The sequence below is a fragment of the Vineibacter terrae genome (genome assembly GCF_008039615.1).
Taxonomy (GTDB): domain Bacteria; phylum Pseudomonadota; class Alphaproteobacteria; order Reyranellales; family Reyranellaceae; genus Vineibacter; species Vineibacter terrae.
Genome location: NZ_VDUZ01000007.1, coordinates 124,998 through 142,594, shown reverse-complemented (window position 1 = coordinate 142,594; position 17,597 = coordinate 124,998). Strand labels below are relative to the sequence as shown.

17 protein-coding genes and 1 pseudogene are annotated in these 17,597 nt (G+C 67.3%); 3 read left to right on the top strand and 15 right to left on the bottom strand.

The window, feature by feature from the left end:
• The 7 genes and pseudogenes from FHP25_RS08400 to FHP25_RS08370 form a co-directional block, all read right to left on the bottom strand.
• Positions 1 to 891, bottom strand: coding sequence for a TIGR01459 family HAD-type hydrolase (locus FHP25_RS08400; protein ID WP_147846472.1), 891 nt, complete (start codon positions 889 to 891; stop codon positions 1 to 3).
• A 106-nt stretch (positions 892 to 997) separates the two neighbouring features.
• On the bottom strand, positions 998 to 1,201 hold the full coding sequence (locus FHP25_RS08395; protein WP_147846471.1) for a cold-shock protein: 204 nt from the start codon (positions 1,199 to 1,201) through the stop codon (positions 998 to 1,000).
• A 193-nt stretch (positions 1,202 to 1,394) separates the two neighbouring features.
• A complete protein-coding gene (locus FHP25_RS08390; protein WP_147846470.1) occupies positions 1,395 to 2,450 on the bottom strand; it encodes a zinc-dependent alcohol dehydrogenase family protein in 1,056 nt (351 codons plus the stop codon).
• A 197-nt stretch (positions 2,451 to 2,647) separates the two neighbouring features.
• Positions 2,648 to 4,342, bottom strand: a complete 1,695-nt coding sequence (locus FHP25_RS08385; protein ID WP_147846469.1) for an N-acyl-D-amino-acid deacylase family protein — start codon at positions 4,340 to 4,342, stop codon at positions 2,648 to 2,650.
• Positions 4,343 to 4,851: 509 nt separating this feature from the next.
• Positions 4,852 to 5,202 carry a helix-turn-helix domain-containing protein gene (locus FHP25_RS08380; RefSeq protein ID WP_147846468.1) on the bottom strand — a complete coding sequence of 117 codons (351 nt, stop codon included), beginning with the start codon at positions 5,200 to 5,202 and terminating at the stop codon, positions 4,852 to 4,854.
• Positions 5,169 to 5,567: a type II toxin-antitoxin system RelE/ParE family toxin gene (locus FHP25_RS08375; protein WP_147846467.1), complete on the bottom strand. Its 399-nt coding sequence runs from the start codon at positions 5,565 to 5,567 to the stop codon at positions 5,169 to 5,171. Before FHP25_RS08375 ends, FHP25_RS08380 begins: the two co-directional genes overlap by 34 nt.
• A gap of 35 nt (positions 5,568 to 5,602) precedes the next feature.
• A pseudogene (locus FHP25_RS08370) lies at positions 5,603 to 5,857 on the bottom strand (HNH endonuclease family protein); the annotation flags it as partial.
• 26 nt (positions 5,858 to 5,883) lie between these two features.
• Here FHP25_RS08370 and FHP25_RS08365 point away from each other — a divergent pair.
• The gene (locus FHP25_RS08365) at positions 5,884 to 6,231 is read left to right on the top strand and encodes a hypothetical protein (RefSeq protein WP_147846465.1); all 348 of its coding nucleotides are present in this window, start codon (positions 5,884 to 5,886) and stop codon (positions 6,229 to 6,231) included.
• 30 nt (positions 6,232 to 6,261) lie between these two features.
• On the opposite strand, the gene FHP25_RS08360 is transcribed toward FHP25_RS08365, so the two are convergent.
• Positions 6,262 to 7,290, bottom strand: a complete 1,029-nt coding sequence (locus FHP25_RS08360) for an alanine racemase (RefSeq protein WP_231712252.1) — start codon at positions 7,288 to 7,290, stop codon at positions 6,262 to 6,264.
• On the opposite strand from FHP25_RS08360, the gene FHP25_RS41785 reads away from it, so the two are divergent.
• The gene (locus FHP25_RS41785; protein ID WP_231712260.1) at positions 7,246 to 7,404 is read left to right on the top strand and encodes a hypothetical protein; all 159 of its coding nucleotides are present in this window, start codon (positions 7,246 to 7,248) and stop codon (positions 7,402 to 7,404) included. The two genes, FHP25_RS08360 and FHP25_RS41785, sit on opposite strands and share 45 nt — an antisense overlap.
• Positions 7,405 to 7,415: 11 nt before the next feature.
• Here FHP25_RS41785 and FHP25_RS08355 read toward each other — a convergent pair whose 3' ends face one another.
• From FHP25_RS08355 to FHP25_RS08325, 7 genes are all read right to left on the bottom strand, one after another.
• On the bottom strand, positions 7,416 to 9,158 hold the full coding sequence (locus FHP25_RS08355; RefSeq protein WP_147846463.1) for a hydantoinase B/oxoprolinase family protein: 1,743 nt from the start codon (positions 9,156 to 9,158) through the stop codon (positions 7,416 to 7,418).
• Positions 9,155 to 11,230 (bottom strand): hydantoinase/oxoprolinase family protein, encoded by a 2,076-nt coding sequence (locus FHP25_RS08350; protein ID WP_147846462.1) that lies wholly within the window; start codon positions 11,228 to 11,230, stop codon positions 9,155 to 9,157. The genes FHP25_RS08355 and FHP25_RS08350 overlap by 4 nt, the downstream gene beginning before the upstream one ends.
• Positions 11,231 to 11,278: 48 nt before the next feature.
• Positions 11,279 to 12,058, bottom strand: coding sequence for an ATP-binding cassette domain-containing protein (locus tag FHP25_RS08345; protein WP_218578266.1), 780 nt, complete (start codon positions 12,056 to 12,058; stop codon positions 11,279 to 11,281).
• 65 nt (positions 12,059 to 12,123) lie between these two features.
• Positions 12,124 to 13,086, bottom strand: coding sequence for an ABC transporter ATP-binding protein (locus FHP25_RS08340; RefSeq protein WP_147846461.1), 963 nt, complete (start codon positions 13,084 to 13,086; stop codon positions 12,124 to 12,126).
• Positions 13,083 to 13,967, bottom strand: coding sequence for an ABC transporter permease (locus tag FHP25_RS08335; protein WP_147846460.1), 885 nt, complete (start codon positions 13,965 to 13,967; stop codon positions 13,083 to 13,085). Before FHP25_RS08335 ends, FHP25_RS08340 begins: the two co-directional genes overlap by 4 nt.
• Entirely contained in the window at positions 13,964 to 14,908 is a 945-nt protein-coding gene (locus FHP25_RS08330) for an ABC transporter permease (RefSeq protein ID WP_147846459.1), read from the bottom strand. The genes FHP25_RS08335 and FHP25_RS08330 overlap by 4 nt, the downstream gene beginning before the upstream one ends.
• 28 nt (positions 14,909 to 14,936) lie before the next feature.
• Positions 14,937 to 16,496, bottom strand: coding sequence for an ABC transporter substrate-binding protein (locus FHP25_RS08325; protein ID WP_147846458.1), 1,560 nt, complete (start codon positions 16,494 to 16,496; stop codon positions 14,937 to 14,939).
• Positions 16,497 to 16,638: 142 nt separating this feature from the next.
• On the opposite strand from FHP25_RS08325, the gene FHP25_RS08320 reads away from it, so the two are divergent.
• Positions 16,639 to 17,553: a LysR family transcriptional regulator gene (locus FHP25_RS08320; protein WP_147846457.1), complete on the top strand. Its 915-nt coding sequence runs from the start codon at positions 16,639 to 16,641 to the stop codon at positions 17,551 to 17,553.
• The last annotated feature ends 44 nt before the right edge of the window (positions 17,554 to 17,597 follow it).

Sequence of the window (17,597 nt, the reverse complement as noted above, 5' to 3'; positions counted from 1 at the left end):
TTACCAGACGAAGCCGGAACCGAGGAACGTCGGCCATGCGCGAGCCGCCGACGCCGCCGCCGCGACCCGCGCCGGGTCGATATGGCCGTCGGCAGCCGTGAACTCGGCACGATGGATGCCCCCCACCACCAGCAAAGAGGCCAGGCCGGCGGCGTTGGCGCCGGCGATATCGGTGCGCAGCGAGTCCCCGATGCAGAGCACACGCTCCGGCGCCGCACCGCCCAGCAGGGCGCGGGCGCGCGCATAGATCGGCGCGTGCGGCTTGCCGTGATAGACGACGCGGCCGCCAAGCTGCTCATAGAGCTCCGCGACGGCGCCCGCGCAGTACTCGAGCGTGTCGCCATGCACCACCACCAGGTCGGGGTTGGCGCAGATCATCGGCAGGCCGCGCGCCACCGCGGCGCGCAGCGTCGCTTCATGGTTGGCGGGTGTCTCGCCGTAGTCGTAGAGGTTGGTGCAAAGGATGAAATCCGCATCGGCAATGTCGGCGACGCGCTCGACATCGACCTGCTCGAACAGGCTGAGATCACGGGCTGCGCCGAACAGAAAGCAGCGCCGGCCGAGGTCACGGTAGAAGGGCGGCGCGTCGGCCTGGCCGCGGCGGCGCAATGACAACCACGCGTCCTCGCCCGAGGTCAGCAGCTCGTCGTACAGCGCCTGCGTCACGCCCAGCTCGTTCAGCCGCCCGACGGCGGCATGCGCACGCCGCGGCGCGTTGGACAGCAGCAATGTATGCTTGCCGGCTCGCTTGAGGGCGGCGAAGCAATCGAGCACGCCCGGGTAGGGCTGCTTGCCGTCATGCACCACGCCCCACAGATCGACGATGAAGGCATCATAGCGATCGGCGATCCCGGCGAGCCCATCGATCTGGGACGGTTCGATGTCGGCCATGGCGTGCGTCTTGCCTACCGGGAAACGTGACCGTGTCCGCAAAATGCGAGCGGCGCCGGCCGGAGCCGGCGCCGCTTGGCCGCCGATCCGTGGATCGGCGTAGACGTCACTGCACTTGCAGGTTCACGGCCGAGGACCGGCCCCGCTCGTTGGCGATCTCGAAGCTAACCTTCTGGCCTTCCTGCAGCGATCGCAGACCGGCACGCTCAACGGCGCTGACATGAACGAACACGTCCTTGCCGCCACCGTCCGGTTGGATGAAGCCATAACCCTTGGTAGTGTTGAACCACTTGACCGTTCCAGTAGCCATCGTCAGTCTCATCAGTTGCAGCGCGTAAGCGCATTCACACTGCGCGGAACCGCGAAGTGATACAAGCCGATTTGGGTAGTCTTGAAACGGCGCCGCAGTCGGCGGTTGGTCAAGGCGGACCAAAGTCGATTGTGGCGCTACCCAACACCCTCGGGGCTGTCGTTGTCAATCCCGGCGTCGCGGGCTGCCCCGGCTACAACAGAAATACGCCCTTGCCGGTGTTCTGTGAATCAAACAGCCGATAGGCTTCCGACGCCTGATCAAGCTTCCAGCGATGCGTGAACAGGTGGTCGACGTCGATCCCGCGGTCGGCGACGAAGCGCGCGCACTCGGCCTGGCCCACGGTCGAGAACGTCCACGACGCGACAATGGTGATCTGGCGCCGCAGCATGTCGGGGCTGACGTCGAGGGTCACGTTGCCGCCCTCGCCCACGAAGCAGGCCGTGCCCCAGATCCTGGTCGCACGCACGGCCTGGGCACGCGCTTCGGCGGCGCCGGTCGTGTCCATCGTGAGGCTGGCGCCTTCGCCATGCGTCAGGTCCTTGATCGCCGCCACCACATCGGTGCTCGACGGCGCCACGACGGCATCAGCGCCGAACTCGCGGGCGCGGGCCAGCCGCTCGGCGCTGATGTCGAGCGCGATGACCCGCGCCCCCATGGCCGCCGCAAGCTGGGTTGCCGACAGGCCGACAGGCCCCTGGCCGAAGATCGCGATGGTGTCGCGTCCGGTGAGGTTGATGCGCTGCAAGGCGCCGAAGGCGGTGCCGGTGCCGCAGGAGATCGCCGCGCCGGTCTCGTAGGAGAGCGGGTCGGGCAGCGGCACCAGCGTGCTGGCGGGCACCTTCATGTAAGGCGCGTGGCCGCCATGGCCGGTCGCGCCATACACGATCATGCCGCTCTGGGCGCAGAGCTGCGTCCAGCCCACAAGGCAGTGCTTGCAAACGCCACAGCCCTTGTAGTGGTGCACCATGACGCGTGCGCCGCGGCGCGCGACTGCCTCGGGCACGCCGGCGCCAACTTCCGCGACCACGCCGCATGGCTCGTGACCGGCGATCACCGGCCCGGACAATGGCCCCAGCCCCAGCGCGGCGGCGCCACCGCCGCCCTTCGGCGCGCGATAGTATTTGAGGTCGCTGCCGCACATGCCCGAGGCTTTCATTTCGAGCACGACCTCGCCGGCACCGGGCGACGGGTCGTCGAAGCCCATCAGCTCGAGCTCGCGCTCACCGAGAAAGACGACGGCCTTCATGATGTTTCCTCCTTTGTTTTTTTACCTCTCCCGCAAGCGGGAGAGGTCGACGAACGCGAAGCGTCCGGCGGGTGAGGGATTACACACGAGGAACCCCGTCCTTGAGCCCTCACCCTCCCATGGCCCTTCGGCAGGCTCAGGGCAGGCTGCTGCGCGCCACGGGCCCCTCCCTCTCCCGCTTGCGGGAGAGGGGTTGACTACATCGACCGCACCAGCCGGCCCGGCAGTTCGCCGGTGTGCTCGTCGTTGCGCAAGGTCTCGACGCCGGACACGAAGATGTGGCGGTAGCCCTCGGCCCTCTGCACCAGGCGCTTGCCGCCCGCCGGCAGGTCGTAGACCACTTGCGGCGCCCGCAGCCGCAGGCGGTCGAAGTCGATCACATTGATGTCGGCCTTGAGGCCGGGCGCCAGCAAGCCGCGGTCGGCCAGCCCGTAGGCCAGCGCGCCCTCGCGGGTCTGCTTGCGCACCAGGAATTCCAGCGGCAGGCGCGGCCCTCGCGTGCGGTCGCGCCCCCAGTGGGTCAGCAGGTAGGTCGGCGCGCCGGCATCGCAGATGACGCCGACATGGGCGCCGCCGTCGGCCACGCCCAGCACGGTGGCGTCATCGGTCAGCATCGCATGCACGACGTCGAGGTTGCCGCCGCAATAATTCTCGAACGGATGCAGCAGCAGGCCGGTGCCGCCGTCCGCCATCATCAGCTCCAGCGCCAGCGCCCGGGGATCGACGCCGCGCGCCGCCGCCAGCGCCGCCACGCTGCGCGACTCCTCGGGCTCGTAATCCAGCCCGGCCCCGGTCAGCGGATAGGCTTTCGACAGCTGGGCGGCAAAGATCGAGGCGGTGCCTTCGGGCGCCGGCGCCACGAGGCGCTGCCTCAGATCCGCATCGTGCAGCAGGCGCTGGTAGCGTTCCGCCGCCGTGAGCTGGCGCAGGGACGCCCATACAGGATGGGCCGAGAACGGATTGACCGTGGTATCCAGCCCCAGCAGCACCCCGATAGGCCGGCAGCCGACCTGGGCATTGGCCTCCAGTCCGGCGGCGCGCGCGGCGCGGATCTGATCGAGCGTCTGGCGCCACAGGTCGGGCGCGTTGTTCACCTGCACCAGCAGGCAGGACAACGGCCGCCGCGCGATCGCGGCCGCCGCCTGCAGGGCTTCGAACTCGCCCGGGCCGAAATCGGAATTCACCTCCAGCACGCCGCGGCCGGCCCGGTTCATGGCCCGTGCCAGCGCGAACAGCTCGGGCTCGCGGGCGCTGAGGCTGGGCGTCAGCCGGCCATCACGGGCGCGGTGCTTGGTGGTGCGCGAGGTGGTGAAGCCCAGCGCTCCGGCCAGCAGCGACTCCTCCAGCAGGCGCGCCATGCGGTCGAGCTCCTCGCCGGTGGGTGTCTGCGCATGGTCGGCGCCGCGCTCACCCATGACGTAGAAGCGCAGCGCCGCGTGCGGCACCTGGGCACCGACATCGATGGCGCGCGGCATCGCTGCCAGCGCGTCCATGTATTGCGGGAAGCTCTCCCAGTTGAACGGCACGCCCTCGGACAGCACCGTGCCGGGGATGTCCTCGACACCCTCCATCAGGTTGATCAGGTAGTCGGTCGTGCCCGGCCGCACCGGCGCGAAGCCGACGCCGCAATTGCCGAACACCGCCGTGGTCACCCCGTGCCATGACGAGGGCGTGAGATAGGGGTCCCAGGTCGCCTGGCCATCGTAGTGGGTGTGGATGTCGACGAAGCCCGGCGTCACAAGCAGGCCGTCGGCATCGACCTCGCGCCGCGCCGGCCCCAACCGGTCGCCGACGGCAGCGATGCGACCGTCCGTGACGGCCACGTCCGCGGTGCGCGCCGGCGCGCCCGAACCGTCGATCACCGAGCCACCCCGAATCACCAGATCGTACATGCCCTGCTCCGCAAGCCATCCATCGTCCGCACCGACGCTAGCAAAGCGGAGCGTCAGCCGCTGCGCCCCCGGCGCATGCCTGCCCCCCGTGGATGCAGCGCGCCGTGCGCCGCGAAAAAAGTTTCTACCGGCAATACCGGAAATCTCTTTTGAATTTTACTACAATGACTTGCGTGGCATCGTCGCGATACCGGAAATTACCGGAAAATACCCGGAATTCTGCTCGATCATTGTCCGCTCGCATATAAGAGTGACGTTGTGCTGTCGCGCAGGCGATGGTGGCGACGTGAGGTGCGTTCGAGGTGGCAACCCAGCCACGGGAATGCGAATTCAACGTCGCTTATATGCTATTCTCCATTGGAGAACAAGTGTTTTGTTAGAAGCCTGCGGCTGTCGTCGGCCGTTCGGCCGGGACACTGGAACGGGCCGCCGGTGGTCGGCTCACGCCGGCGCTCCGTGTCGGGCGATCACGACGATCACGTCCGTCCTGGAGATCGTTCGCCGACGGATCATGCGTGCGCTTCACCAATGACACGGATGCGGCCATGCGCGCGGTTGCGCGGCTTGGCCCTGACCGTGATGTCGACGTCCTGCCCCAGCGCGGTCAGCAGGCGCATCAGGCGCTCGCTCGAGAAGTTCGCAAGCCGTCCGTTCAGCAGCGCCGACACCTTTGGCTGGTCGATTCCCAGCACCGCCGCGGCCGCAACCTGGGTCAAACGCTGGCGCCTGATCACCTGCCGGATGTGGCTCGCCAGCTGCGCCTTCGTCAGCTCCTCCTCGGGCTCCGGCAGGCCGATGTCGGCGAAGACATTGCCGCTGCTGGCCGTCACCGGGATGCGGGCGTGTCTCGCTTTGACCATTGCTCGTAGTCCTCTTTCGCCCGCCTGAGGCGCTGTTCGATCAGGTCCAGCTCAGCCTTCGGGGTGGCCGCACCGCGCTTCGATTTCTTCTGAAAGGCATGCAGCACGTAGACGGCCCCGGCGAACCGCACCGTGTAGACGGCTCGAAACGTATCACCATCGAAGTCATCGACGATCTCCAGCACGCCCGCATCGCCAAACCCCTTGAACGGCTTCGCATAGGGCGCCTTGCCGCCGATCTGGGCCTCCCACAGCGCGCCGCCCACCCGCCGCCGCACCTCCTCCGGGAAACCGCTCAGGTCCTCCTTGCTGCTGCCGACCCACCGTACCGGCTTCGGTTGGCGTTCGCTGCTCGGCTTCACCATCTCTCCAACCCGTATATGCCCTTTCAGGCATAGACTCAAGCTGTCTGGTCAATTGCTCCCGATGGACGCGACCACAGCCGAACGGCCACATCCGCCAAGGCCACGCTGCGCGCGAGGATGGCATCCTCGCTCCTGTCGTTGACCTCAACGAGCTTGTGATTCATGACAATCTGCAGGCCATGGTCCTTGAGCCATTGCCGTTTTGTCGGCCAGGGCGCGTTCGACATTGCAGTGTCCATGGCGGCAGTCAACAGCGTCAGGTTACCGATCGTATCGACCAGGCGGTTCCTTCGCGCCTGCGGCGATTCCGCTCCAGGTGCCGGCGGCGTCCCGGCCGGACTCTCAGGAAGAGGCCATCGGAGCCCAGGCCCTTGATGTCGGCTGGCTCGCGATCATGGCCGCCCCGCTGTACTGGCACGTCGGCTGGCGGCCTCATGTCGGGATCGAGCGCGAGGCCTTGATCGGCCTGTATGAAGAAGCGCACGGCATGCGCGTTGCTGCCGTGGACCGGTTCCAGGCGCTGGCCTGCTACCGCATAGGCGCGATCGCCTGCCGCAACGTACGACTGCACCGTACCGGCCGGCGCGTGGACGCGCTGTGGAAACAGTTCGCGCCCAGCATCGAGACACTGTTCAGCCGCGGGCGGGACCTAGTCCGGCGGTGAATGCGGATCGCTGCGTGCGCGACGCGGCGGTCAATCAGCCCGGCCGCGCGCCTCTACCGGCCACAGCGCCACGAGCCGATCACCCGATGCGACATGCAGGAAGTCGTGCAGGTTGATCGTGGGGTCGCAGTGCGGGACCGTGCATTCGACAACGGTCCCGATCGGCAATGCATCGAGGCCAGCGCCTGGCAGGATGCGACCGAACTCGTCACCGCACCATTCCACCCGTCCAACGACGTCCTGGCCGAGAAGGACGTGTGGCGCAGGACCGTCAAGCGCGAAGCTCTTGCTGCCGCCATCAACGATGGCGAAACCTCTGGAGCTGTGTCCCACCACCGTGACAGCGATCCGCAGGGCCGGCCCGAAACCCGGTCCGCCTTTTCCATGGATGTCGACCGAGTTGTAGGCCTCATCCATGAAGACGTAGGAGCCGGGTTGAACTTCCGTCAGCAGCCCTGCCTGCGCATCCAGCAGGTGACTGCCGGTGCCTCCTCCCGACACGACGCCAGGCACCAGCGCAGCCCGCCGAAGCGCAGCAAGCAGCTCAGCCAAGACCCGGTTCGCCTCGGCGTTGGCGCCCCGGCGGGCCTCGAAGCCGTCGATATGCTGCACCCTGCCCTGATACGCCTGCACACCGACATAGCGCAGGCCCGCCTGCTGCGCCGCATGGCGCGCGAGGTCGACAGCGTCGTTCGCCCCGGCGACGCCGCTGCGATTAAGGCCCGTATCGAGATCGATCATGACATCGAAACGGGTTCGATGGCGCGATGCCGCCTCGGCATACGCCATGACCAGATCGGGACGATCGACGACGACACTGATCCGCGCGCCCGCGGCGCAGGCGCGCGCCAGCAGGTCGATCTTCACGGCGCTGGCGACCGGCGCCGTGAGCATCAGATCGCGGATGCCGGCATCGAACAACGCCATCAGCTCGCCCGGCTTGGCGCAGCAGATGCCGACGGCACCCGAGGCCACCTGGCGGCGCGCGATCTCGGCGCATTTGTGCGACTTCGCATGCGGCCGGAAGGCGATGCCGGCCTGCCCGCAGGTCTGCGCCATCATCGCGAGGTTGCGCTCGAAGATATCGAGGTCGAGCACGGCCGCGGGCGTTTCGAGGCGGCTGCGGCTGCCGGCCTGGCCGACCAGCGGCACGTTCAGGACAGCAACACCTGATGGAGCGGCTGTCATGCCTTGGTTCCGGCTTGCGCTGCGCGCACCCGATCGGTTGCGGCAGTGTCCACCGTGACACCATCGCTCAGGAAGACGACGCCGTAGTCACGCATGGCGCCCTCGATCGAGACCTTGCCTTCCTGGACATCCTCCGCGACGCGCCAGGACTCGCGCGCCAGCCGGGCGCCGTAGCCGCCGCCGCCGGCCCCCGTCAGCCGGAATATGTCCCCCCGCCTGGCCTCGAAGCTTTCCATCGGCATCGTGGGCAAAGACTGCCGGCTGCCGTTCGCACGGATGAGGAGGTGCGCGGAAGGTGCTCCGCATCGGCCGCCCGCGACGCCGAACGGAGGATGATCGCGGCGGTCTCCGCGCAGGGTGAAGCGGGCATCGGCCAGAAAGCGGAACTCGCGGATGAAGGCGAGGCCGCCACGGAACTCACCGGCCCCCCCCGAATCCGGCACGAAGCCGTAGCGCAGCACCTCGACCGGCATGTCCGCCTCGACCATCTCGACCGGCTGGTTGGAAAGATTGGCTGCCGGATTCGAGATGCCCTCGATGCCGTCCTTGCCGGCCCGCGCGCCCCACGTGCCGACCACCATCTCGTTGAGCACGAAGGGCCGGCCGTCGCTGGTGCCGCCGCCGGCGAGGAGGTAAGGACCTCCCTCCGAGCCGCCAATGGCGCGCTCCGGAATGACTTGCGCCATCGCCTGCATGATCGCATCGAAGACGCGGTAGCCGACAACGCCGCGCGCACCGCAGGCGGCGGGGTAGCGTGGATTGACCAGGCACCCTTCCGGCGCGCGCACGGTGATCGGCCGCAGGTAGCCCGCGCAATTGGGAATATCCTGCTGGGACAGGCACCTTATGGCGCAGAAGGCTGCGGACTCCGGCAGCGAGATCGGGCAGTTGATCGAGGCCTCGACCTGCCCGGCAGTGCCGGTGAAATCGATGTCGATCGTGTCGTCAGCGACGGTCACGGTGACGGCGATCGCAAGCGGTTCGGGATTTTCCCCCAGGCCGTCGATGTAGTCCGTCGCGCGGTAGACCCCGTCGGGCAAGGCGCGAATGACGTCGCGCATGATCGCTTCGGCATGGTCGTGCAGAGCATCGATATAGCGATCCAGCGTTTCGGTGCCGTAGCGCCGCACCAGGGCGGAAAGCCCCTCCTCGGCAACATTGCAGGCTGCGATTTGCGCCCTTATGTCGCCCAGGACCTCGACCGGCGCGCGCGTGTTCGCCTCGATGATGCGGAAGATGGGTTCGACCGGCTCGCCCTTTTCGTAGAGCTTGAGCAGGGGCAGGCGCAATCCTTCCTGCTGGATTTCGGTGGCATAGATCGCGACGCTGCCCGGCACGATGCCGCCGAGGTCGGTATGGTGCGCCACGGTGGCGGCGAAGCCCGCGAGCCGCTCGTCCACGAAAATCGGCTTCAGGATGTAGACGTCAGGCAGATGCTGGCCGCCGGAGCCGTAAGGATCGTTGGCGATCAGGACATCGCCCTTGGCCAGGGTGTTGCCGAAGCGCTCCTGCACGAGCCCCATGACCCTCGGAAAGGAGCAGAGCTGGATCGGCAGTGTCAGGCCCTGGGCGATGACACGTCCCTTCGCGTCACACAGGGCGGTCGAATAGTCCATGATATCGCGCACGACCGGCGAGTAGGCGCTGCGCATCACGATCAACGCCATCTCATCGGCCGTCGAAGCCAACGCGTTGCGAATGACTTCCAGGGTGATCTGGTCGATCCTTGCGGGACTCATGCGGCCTCCAGCGCGATATCGATATTGCCGATCTCGTCGAGACGGGCGGTCTGCCCCGGGGCTATGACGCAGGTGCAGTCATATTCCTCGATGATGAAGGGGCCTTGCCGTGGCGCGGCGTCGAGGTCGCCGCGACCGATGACGGCGACCGAACGGACATCGTCCGTGCCTGCGAAGCAGACGCGGCGGTCGACCCGCTTCTGCTGTAGGGTCGGCGCGAACTGCTGCTGCGGCAGAACCACCGGCAGCCGCACCGTGAGCCGGGCATTGACCAGATGCACGGTGTCCTTGTGCGAGCGGTGCCCGTAGGTGCGCTCGTGCTCCTGGTGAAACAGCTCGACCAGCTCGTCGAGCACGAGATGCCTTGCCGGCACGGTGAGCTCATAGGCCTGTCCGACATACCGCAGGTCGGCAGCGTAGCGGAACTCGGCCTGCGCAATGTCATAGCCTTCGGCGGTCAGGACGGCGCGGGCATCGTCGGCCAGGTCGGCGTAGAGCCGGGCAAAACCTGACTCGTCCAGCTCATCGGGACGGCAGCGCGAGGGCCGCACGAATTCCTGCTCGATATCGGAACGCAGCAGGCCCAGAGCGCTGAAGACGCCAGCCGCGCGCGGCACCACGACCCGCCTGATCCCGAGCGCCCTCGCCACCTCGGTCGCGACCACCGGGCCATTGCCGCCGAAGGCAACGAGCGTGGCGTGCCGCGGATCGCGACCGCGATAGGTCGAGACCGCCTTCACGGCGCGAGTCATGGTGGTGACGGCGAGCGTCAGCACGCCACGGGCGGTTTCGGTGATGCCGAGGCCCAGCGGCCGGGCGATCTGGTCATTGAGCGCCGACCGGCCGGCGTCGGCCTGCAGCGGGAAGGTGCCCCCGGCGAGCGCGACATCATTGATATAGCCCAGGGTCAGGAAGGCGTCGGTCAGCGTCGCCTGCCGGCCGCCCAGCCCGTAGCAGACCGGGCCGGGATAGGCGCCGGCGCTCTGCGGGCCCACCGAGACCTGGTTCATACGATCGATCGCGACGATGCTGCCGCCGCCGGCCCCGATCTCGGAGACATCGATGAACGGCATCTTGATCGGGTAGCCGCCGCCCTTGACCAGCTTGCTCGAGAGGTTGATGCCGGCACCGACTTCATACTCGGTGGTGCGTGCCGGCTCGCCATGCTCGATCAGCGCCGCCTTGGCCGTCGTGCCGCCCATGTCGAACGAGATGACGCTTGGCGCCTCGCTGCCGGAAACCAGGCGCGCGCAGGCGATGACGCCGGCCGCCGGGCCGGATTCGACGAGGGACGCCGCCCGCTTCACGGCGGAACCGAGCCGCATGATACCGCCGCCGGAATGCATCATCTCGACCGGGCAGCCGATGCCGATCGAGGCGAGACGCGCCGTCAGCGCCGCGGCGTAGTTGCGTACGACGGGCCCGATATAGGCATTCACCACGACGGTGCTGGTGCGTTCGTACTCGCGGATCTCGGGCAGCAGCTCCGAGCCGCGGCAGATGTAGACGTCGTCGCCCAGCTCGGCGCGGAGAATACGCTCGGCCTCGATCTCGTGCTGCGGATTGGCGTAGGCGTGCAGGAAGCTGATCGCGACGGCGCCGACGCCCGCTTTTCGGAAGACAGCCGCTGCCGCCACCACATCCGCTTCCCGCAAGGGGATACGCACCGACCCGTCCGGGCCCAGCCGCTCGCTGACCTCCAGGCGCAGATTGCGCGCCGCGAGCGGCTTGGGCTTGTCGTACTGCAGATCGTAGAGCACCGGGATGCGCAGACGACGCATCTCCAGAACGTCGCGAAAGCCCTCGGTGGTCAGCAGGCCGGTGCGTGCGCCCTTGTATTCAAGGATGGCGTTGGTCGCGACGGTTGTGGCATGCACGATGCCCGTGATGCGGTCGGGCGTGGTATCGAGCTCCGTCACCAACGCCTGCAGCGCCTCGGCGATGCCACGGCTGTAGTCGTCCGGCGTCGACGGAACCTTGCGCGTCTCCACGAGCCCATCGTCGCGTTGGATGACGACATCGGTGAACGTACCGCCGATATCGATGCCGATCCTGTAGCCTGGCGGCGCCATTGATCTGGTCTCCGTGCTTGCCTGGAACGTCGGCGAGCGCCTGGTGCGCTAGCCGACCGAGGATGTCGCGGAAGCGGCGGCCGCCGCCGGTGCGCGGCGGCCGGCGATGCCCTTCGGTACGGATGAAATCAGCAGTTGGGTATAAGGATGGGCCGGACGCGCGAGCACATCGAGGCAGGGCCCCTCCTCGACAATCCGGCCTTTGCGCATGACGATGATGCGCGTGCACAGCGTGCGCACCACGGCAAGGTCGTGGCTGATGAACAGAAGGGTCAGGCCAAGCTCGCGCGTCAGCCGGCTCAGCAGATTGATCACCTGGGCCTGCAGCGACACGTCGAGCGAGGAGACCGGCTCATCGGCAATCAGGATGTCGGGCTTCATCGCGAGCGCACGCGCCAGGCCAACCCGCTGGCGCTGGCCACCCGACAGCTCATGCGGCAACCGCGGCGCCATTTCGGAGCCCAGCCCGACCAGGGCAAGCAGCGCCATGGACTCGTCCTCCCGCGTCGCGCGCGGCACCCCTCTGAGCGCCAGCGTCTGCGCAAGGCACCGCGCGATCGTCTTCCGCGGATTGAGGGCGCTGCCGGAATCCTGAAACACCATCTGGATGCGACGTCGCCACGGCCCGGCATGATCGCGCATCAGCGCCGCAAGCGGCTCGCCATCGAGCAGGATCTCGCCTGTCGTCGGCCGGGTCAGCCCAACCGCGAGGCTGGCCAAGGTCGATTTGCCGGAACCGCTCTCGCCGACGATGCCGACAACGTCGCCGCGCGCGATCTGCAGTGTCACGTCGTCGAGCGCGACGAAATTGCTGGCGCGCCCCAGCAAGCGATCGAGAAGGCCGCCCTGGGGATAGGATTTGGTCACGCCGCGCAACGCCAGGATGGGGCCGCTCATTGCGGCCTCCAGCAGGCGATCCGGCGTGCGCCATCGGTCGCCAGTGGCGGCATCTCGCGCTCGCAGGCGTCGGCAGCCTGCGGGCAGCGCGGCGCGAACGGACAACCTGCCGGCATCCGGCCGAGCCGCGGCGGAGCACCCTCGATGGCAGCGAGCGGCCCGAGAGGACCGTGCAGGCTGGGCACGCACGCCCTCAGCAGGCGCGTATAGGGATGACGTGCGGCGAGCTCGATGTCGGCGGCAGGCCCGTCCTCGACGACCTTGCCGCCGTACATCACCACCACGCGGTCGACGATCTCGGCAACCAGATGAAGGTTGTGGGAGATGAAGATCACGGCCAGGCCAAGGTCGCGCCTGAGCTCGGCGATCAGCTCGACGATCTGCGCCTGGACCGTGACGTCCAGCGCCGTGGTCGGCTCGTCGGCGATCAGCAGCCGCGGGCGACAGGCGATCGCCATGGCGATCAACGCCCGCTGGCGCATGCCGCCGGAGAATTCGTGCGGATAGGCGTCGAGCCGCCTGCCCGCCTCGCTGATGCCGACACGCTCCAGCGCCTCGACGGCGATCCGGCGCGCCTCGCTTGCCGACACCCGCCTGTGCGCCCGCACCACGTCCGTGACCTGACGGCCGATGGTCAGCGCCGGGTTCAGCGAGCTCTGCGGATCCTGGAAGACCATGGCAATGTCGCGGCCGCGTATCTCGCGCATGCGCGCCTCGGTCGCCGCCAGCAGGTCCTCGCCGTCAAAGATCACGCGCCCGCCGGTGGCACGCGCCGTCGCGCCGAGCAGCCGCATCACGGCCAGCATGCTGAGGCTCTTGCCGGACCCTGATTCGCCGACGATGCCGACGACCTCGCCGGGCGCAACGCCGAAATCGACGCCGCGCACGGCCTCGATGAGGCCGCCGGTGCCGCGGAAGGCGACGCGCAGCTCCTCGATCCTGAGCAGCGGGGCGCTCATGCGACCAGTGTCCGGGCTTCGTTGCGGGGATCGAACAGGTCGCGCACCGCATCGCCGAGCAGATTGAAGCCGATGACGGTCACCGAGATGGCAATGCCTGGAAAGACCGGCAGCCACCACTCGCCGGAATAGAGCGCGTTGCGGGCATCCGACAGCATCGTCCCCCAGCTTGGCTGGGGCGGCTGCACGCCCAGCCCCACGAAGCTGATCGAGGCCTCGATGACGATGCCGATCGCAACGAGCAGGGTCGCCTGGACGATGATCGGCGACAGGCAGTTCGGCAGCACCTCGCCGAGGGCGATCTGCCAATGGCTCGCGCCCTGCAGATAGCGTGCCTTGACATAGTCGGCGCCGACGATGCGCCTGGCGACGGCATAGGTCACGCGGGCAAAGACGGGCGAGAACAGGCACCCGACGAGCGTCACGATCTTGACCTCGTTCGGGAACTGCAGCGATCCAATCGTGACCGGGCCGACGCCAAGGATGCCGACGATGGCGATGGCCCAGACCAGCAGCGGAATGGAGGCGACACCGTCCACGATGCGCATCGTGATCTGGTCACCCAGCCCGCCCTTGTAGGCGGCGAAGAGGCCTGCCGAGACGCCCAGCAGCGCGCCGATGATCACGGCGCCGATACCGACGGCGAGCGATGCCCGGGCGCCATGGATGATACGGCTCAGCACGTCGCGGCCGGCCTGGTCGGTCCCCAGCCAGTGCGCCGCGTCCGGCGCGCTCAGCCGATGCTCGATGCTGATCGCGACCGGATCGTAGGGCGCGACCAGGGGCGCCAGGAGCGCGGCGCCGATCATGACGACGACGATCGCCGCGCCGAGCCACCCGGTCCAGTCGGCGGCGCGCGCGAGCCTGGCCAGCCGGTTCATGCCGACGACCTCTGGCGCGGATCGAGCACCCGGTTGACGAGATCGGCGCCAAGATTGGCGAGCACAAAGATCGCCGTGAACAGGAAGACGATGCCCTGCAGCAGCAGGAAGTCGCGCTGCGAGATGGCGTTGAGCAGCGCGCGCGACAGGCCCGGGATGTTGAAGACCTGCTCGATGATGAGCGCCCAGCCGAACATGTAGCCGAAGGACAAGGCCGCCAGATTGATCACGGGCGGCAGCGCGTTCAGCAGCGCATAGAAGACGATCCGAGGCGACGACAGGCCCATCGCGCGCGCGGTGCGGACATAGTCGCCGCGCAGCGCGTCCTGCAGGCTGGCCTGGGTCATGCGCGCCAGGACGGCGATGTAGTAGACGGCAAGGGAGACGGCCGGCATCGCTATGGTCTGCAGGTGCGCGATGAGTCCGGAGGAAGGCGGCACGTATCCGCCCGGCGGCAGCCACCGCAGCTCGACCGCGATGAAGCGGATCAGCACGATGCCCAGCCAGAAGGCGGGTATCGACAGGCCGAGCACGACACCCAGCCGCGTCACGGAAGCGAACGGCCCGCCCGGCCGCAACGCCGCCAAGCTTCCTATGCCGATGCCGACGACGATCGCGATGACGAAAGCGAGCAGCACGACCGAGAGCGTGACCGGCAACGCGCCCGCGATCTCGCCGGCGACGTCGCGGCCGGTCACGAACGACTTGCCGAAATCGCCGCGCAGGACATCGAAGAGCCACGCGGCGTATTGCTCGAGGAAGGGCCGGTCGAGCCCGTTGGCGTGCTCGAACTGCGTGATCTGCTGCGATGTCGCGTCGGCGCCGAGCACGATCCGCGCCGGCGAGCCGGGCCCGGCGCGGGTCAGGGCGAACAGCACCAGCCCGACGAAGAACAGGGTGCCGAGCGAAGCGAAGAAGCGGCCGGCCAGAAGACGAAACATCAGTCGCGATGCTCCTGGTCGAGGCGTCTCAGACCCGGACCTCGCCGACACTCATGGTCAGCCCCTGATTGACCTTGAAGTCCTGAACGCCCTGCCGCCAGAGGTTGGAGGCATGGACATAGCCGAGCACGCCCAGCGGCGCGTCACGCGCGACGACCATCTGGATTTTCCCATAGAGGTCCTTGAGCCTGGCCTGCTCCGTTTCGGCGAAGGCCTGAGCCAGCAGGCCGTTCAGCTCGGCGTTGTCATAGCCGGTGCTCTTCGACAGCACCTGCCCCGGTGTCAGGCAGACCTGGATAATGTAGCTGGCCTCGCCGGGCGACATGAAGACCTGCAGCGCCATCTGATGCTCGCCGCGGATCGCCTGCTGGATCAATACCGAGAACTCGTAGACCTTGAGGTTGACCTTGACCCCGATCTTGGCGAGCTGGGCCTGCACGAAGATCGCCGCATCCTTGGTATCGAGCAGATAGGGCTCGGCCTGAATGCTGAGATCGATCTCCGCCCCGTTCGGATACTTCGACTTGGCCAGGAACGCCTTGGCGCGGTCCAGATCGAAGGCGAGCTCCTTGTCGGCGTCGGCATTGAACCACCAGCCTCGCGGCGGTGCGGGGACGGCGCTGGGATCCAGCAAACCGTAGTAGACCTTCTCGCCGATCGTCTTGCGGTCGATGGCGCAGGACACAGCCTTGCGAAAGTTCACATCGTCCAGCGGCGGCTTGAGCGTGTTGGTGTACATGAGCAAGGCGCCGCCCAATGTCGGACGCGAGGCGCCCGTGATGCCCGGCATCGTCTTCAACCGGTTGAACTCGCGCGGCGGCGGCGCGCTGATGATGTCGACCTGATTGGTCAGCAGGTAGGCGACCCGGGTCGCATCCTCGGGGATCATCTTCACGACGAGCCTGTCCCAATGCGGCAGGCCCTTGCGCCAGTAGGTCTTGTTCTTCGTGAAGCTGATGTAGTCGTTCGGCTTCCACGTCTCGAAGACACCGAACCCGGTGCCGACTCCGGCGGGCCTCGACTTGAAATAGTCGTCACCGTGCTCCTGGCGCGAGCCGGCCGGGAAGATGCCCATGTACTTCGTCAGGAAGTACAGCCACGGTCCATAAGGCTCCGACAGCTCGAACGCGACCTTGTAAGGATCCAGGACGGTGACCTTGCTGATGCGCGTGAACAGCGAGCGCCTCGCCGCCTTGTTGCCGGCATCGAGCAGGTAGTCGAACGAGTACTTCACGTCCTCGGCCGTCATCTTCTTGCCGTTCTGGAACGTGACATCCTCGCGCAGATCGAAGGTGTAGGTCTTCTTGTCGGCGGAGACGGTCGGCAAAGCCTTGGCGAGCTGAGGCTTGAGCACGCCATCGGCGTCGTATTCGACCAGGTTCTCGAACACGGTCTGCCCCAGGACCATGGCATCATGGTTGAGCTGATTTATCGGATCAATCGTGATGGGATTGCTCGGCAGGACGACCGTGAGCGTCTTTCCCTGGTTCGGCTGGGCGTGAAGCAGGCCGGCGGGCAGCAGCGGGGCCAGCACGCCGCCAGCGCCGGCAGCAAGAAACCGACGGCGATTTGCCAGGAAATTAGACATCAAGCATTCCCCCCGTTACGACACGGCCAGCAGCGCCGGTACCGGCGTCAGCACGAATTTCCCGACGCTAACATCGCCCCGGCCGCAGATTAAAATAAGAACTCTTGGCAGCTTGATAGTCATTAACTATCGTCTTGACGTCATGCGCTACACCTTCGGCCAGGCTGAGGCCTTCTACTGGGTGGCCCGGCTGGGCGGCTTCCGCGCCGCAGCGTCCCACCTGAACCTGTCGCAGCCAACCGTGAGCCTTCGGGTCAAGGAGCTCGAACGCATCCTGGGCACCGAGCTCTTCGACCGCTCGCTCTATCGTCCGTCGCTCACGACTTTCGGGGACGCGATCTACGGCGACGTGGAGCGTATCCTGGCCCATGCCGAGCAGGTCCAGCGCCGGTCGGCGGGTGGCAGCGCCGACCGCAGCCTGCTGCGGATCGGTGCGGCGGATTCCTTCGCCGCCCGCATCCTGCCGGATCTGCTGGTGTCGCTTGCCATGCAGCGGCCGGAGCTGCAGGTGGATGTGACCGTCGATTTCAGCACCCGGCTCGAGCAGCAGCTCCTCGACCGCGCGATCGATATCGCCTTTCTGTCCCAGCCGCGCGCTCATGACGGCATCACCATCGTGCCGCTCTGGCTGATCGACCTCGTCTGGGTCATCGGCACGAACCTTCCCTTCGAGGGTGATATCGCGACGCCGGAAAACCTCGTCGACCTGCCGATCTTCACCAACGGCCCGCCGTCCGGGCTGTTCACGACGATCCAGATGTGGTTCGGCACCCGCGGACTGAAGCCGCACAGGCTCAACACATGCAATCCGCTGACCGTGATCGCCCGGCTCGCCGGCGCCGGCACGGGCGCCGCACTGCTGCCGCGCGAGATCATCAAGCTCTCCGGTGGCGATCTGAAGCTGCGCGTGCTCGAGGCCGAGCCGCCTATTCCGGCCCACAACCTCTGCGTCATGTGGTGGGGCAGCGAGACGGCCGGGGAATATGCCTACCTCGCCGACATGGCCCGACGGATCTTTTCCCAGACGTCGGCGCCGGCCGCAGACCGGAGCGCTTAGGAAGCGTTCCACCCCGGGCGGAAATCATCCTGCGCGAGAGAGGG